General features: G+C 43.7%; 5 protein-coding genes and 2 pseudogenes. 2 read left to right on the forward strand and 5 right to left on the reverse strand.

What is annotated here, in order from left to right; all coding sequences use genetic code 11:
* Positions 1–69 precede the first annotated feature (69 nt).
* The 4 genes and pseudogenes from Q1A70_RS18965 to Q1A70_RS18980 form a co-directional block, all read right to left on the reverse strand.
* Positions 70–228, reverse strand: a pseudogene (locus tag Q1A70_RS18965) (transposase); the annotation flags it as partial.
* A gap of 197 nt (positions 229–425) precedes the next feature.
* Positions 426–716, reverse strand: a complete 291-nt coding sequence (gene tnpB / locus Q1A70_RS18970; protein WP_299697543.1) for an IS66 family insertion sequence element accessory protein TnpB — start codon at positions 714–716, stop codon at positions 426–428.
* On the reverse strand, positions 713–1,030 hold the full coding sequence (locus Q1A70_RS18975) for an IS66 family insertion sequence element accessory protein TnpB (protein ID WP_299695532.1): 318 nt from the start codon (positions 1,028–1,030) through the stop codon (positions 713–715). The genes tnpB and Q1A70_RS18975 overlap by 4 nt, the downstream gene beginning before the upstream one ends.
* 206 nt (positions 1,031–1,236) lie before the next feature.
* Positions 1,237–2,154, reverse strand: coding sequence for a LysR family transcriptional regulator (locus Q1A70_RS18980; RefSeq protein WP_299695534.1), 918 nt, complete (start codon positions 2,152–2,154; stop codon positions 1,237–1,239).
* A gap of 135 nt (positions 2,155–2,289) precedes the next feature.
* On the opposite strand from Q1A70_RS18980, the gene Q1A70_RS18985 reads away from it, so the two are divergent.
* Entirely contained in the window at positions 2,290–2,916 is a 627-nt protein-coding gene (locus Q1A70_RS18985; RefSeq protein ID WP_299695536.1) for an antibiotic biosynthesis monooxygenase, read from the forward strand.
* Between the two features lie 45 nt (positions 2,917–2,961).
* On the forward strand, positions 2,962–3,900 hold the full coding sequence (locus Q1A70_RS18990) for an NADP-dependent oxidoreductase (RefSeq protein ID WP_299695538.1): 939 nt from the start codon (positions 2,962–2,964) through the stop codon (positions 3,898–3,900).
* Between the two features lie 46 nt (positions 3,901–3,946).
* Here Q1A70_RS18990 and Q1A70_RS18995 read toward each other — a convergent pair.
* Positions 3,947–4,426: pseudogene (locus Q1A70_RS18995) on the reverse strand (IS5 family transposase); the annotation flags it as partial.
* Between the last annotated feature and the right edge of the window lie 87 nt (positions 4,427–4,513).

A 4,513-nucleotide genomic window follows, 5' to 3' on the forward strand; every position in this document is an offset into this window, starting at 1 on the left:
CAGTGTAATTATCATAGTTCGTAGCATGATCCTGATTTTACTAAAAATCAAGCACCTTCAATGATCACGGGTATAGTCGCCTAAAAAGGCAATAGGGCACGCCCTCGCGCGATTGTTTTGATAGTCGTACAAGGCGATATTTTTCACATTCGGTAATGCCGCTTCAGACGAATCAGCACCCGAGCAGTAGAGCCACATATAACACTTCTTCTCTTCCTTGAGCACATTGCCACCTATACACCGATTGCCACTGAAACAATAAGTAGGTTTCCTTTCAGCTTATTTTAGGGCTACTGAGCGACCCTAATTTTGACAATACTAAATGCTTAACGATGCGTCATCGAACGGTTCGCTTTCGCTCATCTTCTTGATTCATAACTGATATCTTATTGATACCTTTCCAAAGTCGCTCACTACCATATCTCTTAAATACAGCAGCACTTGGCGGTTTGAAACCGACCCCTACAGGCAGATTTCGGGAGGCCTTCTCCCATCAGTAGCACAGCTCCAAAAGGACTCAACCTTTTGTGCGTGGCACCCCAATACAACACTTTAATTTTGTCGCGCTGTTTATTGGTGAACAGAAACAGTGCACCACTTCCTAAAGACAAGTCGGTATCACTTTCGATAATCGCTGCGAGGCCGTTGATGGACTTTCTAAAATCGACGCTTTCACGATAAAGATAAATGTCTGGAGCGCTGAGCATACCTTTCATGACAACGCTCCAATGAGTTCAGTAAGATAGGTCGCTGGCGTACCTTGAGGAATGCTCAGCTCCACATCATTGACGAGCAGTGTCATGTTAGCCGTAGCTATTTGCGTCTGATACTTCGTTGTCTTTTCGATGATTTCAGCTTTAACAAATCCGACAGATTCCGATTGGTTTGCTGTTTGGAGTTGACGCCGTTTGGCAAAGAACGTGGATAAACTCAGTCCATGCTCTTCACAAAAAGCTCGTTGGGTAACACTGCTGCTTTCATAATGTTCGAACAGTGATTGCCATTCTAGGTTGGAGCGTCGTTTTGCCATTTCAACTCCCCTTTGGGTTGAAGAGATGATCTTATTCTTCGTGCTGAAAGATTAGAATGCGGGGTTTATGACGCGCTTACGTTTAAATAAGCTGAACGACTTAATAAGTTTTCTGCAGGGTCACTAAAGCCATAGTGACCCTTATTGCTTTCTATTCAGTTCCTTAGTGAGATCTATGCGCTAATGTACAACTAAAACTTAATGGTTTATTCGTCAAGAAAAGAGCCGTATCGCTTGTGATTCGTTCGTTGAATCGCGTCTTCAATATAATCTAAAAAGACTTTGACTCGGGCAGGAATAAATCGCCCAGGAGGACGGACTGCCCAAATGGCCGTTTTAGGCAAAATTTCGTAATCCTTCAGCACCACTTCAACCTTGCCCTGTTTTATGTCAGGAGCCACACGCCATAATGCCGCCAGTCCAACCCCCATTCCAGCCTCGACTAGATCGCTAATGGCGTCTCCCCAGTTTACTGACAGTGGGCCGTGAACAGACACCTTATGCAACGAGCCATTTTGGCTTTTAAACTCCCATTGGTTGTTATTCATGAAGGGTATGCAAACGTGATTTTCTAGATCGTTGGGTGTTTTTAGGCTAGCTGCATTTTCTAAGTACTGAGGAGACGCTACTAGCACCAGTGGGTTATCTGAAACTTTTCGCGCCAGCAAACTGTTGGGCTCTAAATTACCGATTCGAAATGCAACATCATAGCCATGTTCAACAATATCTAATCGGTTGTCCGAAAAATCAATTTCTATGTTTAAGTCGGGATACTGCTTTAAAAAGGCAGGAATAAAAGGGACAACATAAAGCCTGCCATAGGTAGAAGACACCGCGATCCGAATCTTTCCTTGAATGTTTTTATCCCCTTTAAAGACATTGCGCGTCTCTTCAATGTTGTCGATGATACGTTTGGCGTGCTCCAGAAATACAATCCCATCATAGGTCAGTGACACCGTGCGCGTAGTACGGTGAAACAGCTTTACACCGATTTGGCTTTCCAAATGCTGAATACGCTGGCTTGCATTGGTTGCTGAGAAACCAAAATCCAGCCCGGCTTGGCCAATCTTGCCTAGTTCGGCTACCCTAATAAACAATGCCAAGCTTTTAAAATCGAGATCCATATGATGCCCTTATAAATGAACCTACTCACTTTAATCCCAAAAAATGGGATTATCAATCCGGTTATTGGCAGATGATAAAGTTGACCAGAATAATTAATATGTTTTCTAAACCAACACACTCTTAGGAATTTATCTATGCCATTTACACAAATTATCAAATTTACGGTTGCTGCAAACGCTGTCGAATCATTTAAGTCGGCCCTGCTCGTACAGCATACACATATGCAAGCTGAGCAAGGCAGTGTAGCGATGCGCTTTTATCAAGATAACAGCAACCCTAGCGTGTTTTTCGCATATGAGCGTTGGGAAAGTGCTGCTGCCGTCGCTTTTCATCAAGAGCAAAGCTATACGCAAGACTTCATGACAGTAGCAAATCGTGCGCTATTGTCAGAGCCTATAGTCATAACACTGGAAGATACCAATCCAAGCCCAATGGCACCCATTTCAGCGGCTGAAGATGACCCAAGATTTAATATTTTTTTCATTTTCAAAATCAAGCCAGGTACTAAAGAGAAACTGCTAGAACAGTTTAAACACCACATAACTAATACACGCAATGAAGCGGGTTGCTTATTGTTTGATCTTTACACCGTTGAAGGCGACGACGAAACCTTGGTGGTGTATGAACACTGGCGCAAGGAGTCAGACGTTTGGGACATTCACTTCAAACAGCCTTATGCAGTAGAAACCGGTGAGTTAATGGCTGAGTGTGTCATTGGCGAACTTGACCAGTACATGAGCTTCGTTACGCAGTTCGCGTAATCAACACACAATTCAAATTCTTATACATTTAATAGGACACAAATCATGAAATCATTCGTAATCAAGCAATCTGGTGGCATCGAAAACCTACAACTGACTCAAATTGATAAGCCAACAATACAGTCGGGCGAAGTGTTGGTAGAGACTCGTGCGCTCAGTATTAACCCTGCAGACACCAAGGTAAAGTACGCCCAAGAAGCGCTCAACAATCTCTTTGGCAATGCTGACCCAATGATCTTAGGCTGGGACATTGCAGGTACCGTTGTCGCTATTGGCGATGATGTAACGGAATTTAGTGTGGGTGACAAGGTGTTTGGTATGGTGAACTTCCCTGGGCACGGTAAAGCCTATGCCGAATATGTAGCAGCGCCTGCCAATCAGTTAGCGGCAATTCCAAGTAACACCTCATTTAACGCTGCTGCGGCAACCACCCTTGCGGCTTTAACTGCGCTACAAGTGCTTAGTGAAGTGAAAGCTGATGATCGTGTACTGATCCACGCAGGCTCAGGTGGTGTTGGCCACTTTGCTATTCAAATTGCGAAAAGCTTAGGCGCTTATGTTATTTCAACTAGCTCTGCGAAGAATCGTGACTTTATTCTTTCTTTGGGTGCAGACCAGCACATTGACTACCGCACCGAAGCTTTTGAAAAAGTGGCTACCGATGTTGACTTTGTATTCGATACTCTAGGACTAGAAACGGCAATGGCGTCACTACAAACCTTGAAAAAGGATGGCAAGCTAACGTCAATTGCAATGATGGGTGTAGAGCCAGAGCTTGAAACCTTGGCTACCGAGTTGGGTGTGAATGTTAGCACTCACATGGTTCACTCTAATGGCAAAGATATGGCGACACTTAAAGCCATGCTAGAAGATGGCCGAGTGACACCACATGTTTCTCAAACGTTTGACTTTGAAAACCTCCCTCAAGCTCACACGGCTATCGAAAGTGGTAGAACGCTGGGTAAAGTCATCGTCACTTTATAACTTTCGCTCTATTAGGGCGTGTTGATCTTTGCTGTACATTTCGCGTTCAACAATACATCGGTAGCCACATCAACATGAATGCCAGCGATAGCATGCTGGCATAATTCCTTTCTAACTTGTCATATCTACTTGAAATAGCTCGATAATGCTTAATTCTCGCAAAGGCATTTTCAACTAAGTGACGATATTTGTATAGACACCAGTCCATACTGTCTTTGTCTATATCTTGTCCGTAATTGCGTTTAGCAATTACCGTTTCTCCGCCACGTTCCTTAACAAAAGTACGGAAAGGTTCGCTGTCATATCCTTTATCACAAACGATAGTATTAACTTCATCGAGTTGCTCAACCAAGCTTTCGGCATGCATTATATCGTGCCGTTGGCCTTCTGATAAATCAAAACAAATCGGTAGACCACCACTATCCACGGCTAAGTGAATTTTGGTTGAGTTACCCCCGCGACTTTTTCCTATTTGCTCTGAGCTTTCTGTAGCTGCACCTGTACTATGCTGATGCGCTCGAACTATATACCCGTACTCATTGAAGGTGCTTGATTTTCAGTAAAATCAGGATCATGCTACGAACTATGATAATTACACTGACTCCTCAACAGA

Origin of the sequence: uncultured Vibrio sp., from assembly GCF_947488985.1 — a bacterium.
Classification (GTDB): Bacteria; Pseudomonadota; Gammaproteobacteria; order Enterobacterales; family Vibrionaceae; genus Vibrio.

Coding starts and splice junctions, on each gene's coding strand:
- tnpB (WP_299697543.1), bottom strand. CDS start 716: ATGAAAGGTATGCTCAGCGCTCCAGACATTTATCTTTATCGTGAAAGC.
- Q1A70_RS18975 (WP_299695532.1), bottom strand. CDS start 1,030: ATGGCAAAACGACGCTCCAACCTAGAATGGCAATCACTGTTCGAACAT.
- Q1A70_RS18980 (WP_299695534.1), bottom strand. CDS start 2,154: ATGGATCTCGATTTTAAAAGCTTGGCATTGTTTATTAGGGTAGCCGAA.
- Q1A70_RS18985 (WP_299695536.1), top strand. CDS start 2,290: ATGCCATTTACACAAATTATCAAATTTACGGTTGCTGCAAACGCTGTC.
- Q1A70_RS18990 (WP_299695538.1), top strand. CDS start 2,962: ATGAAATCATTCGTAATCAAGCAATCTGGTGGCATCGAAAACCTACAA.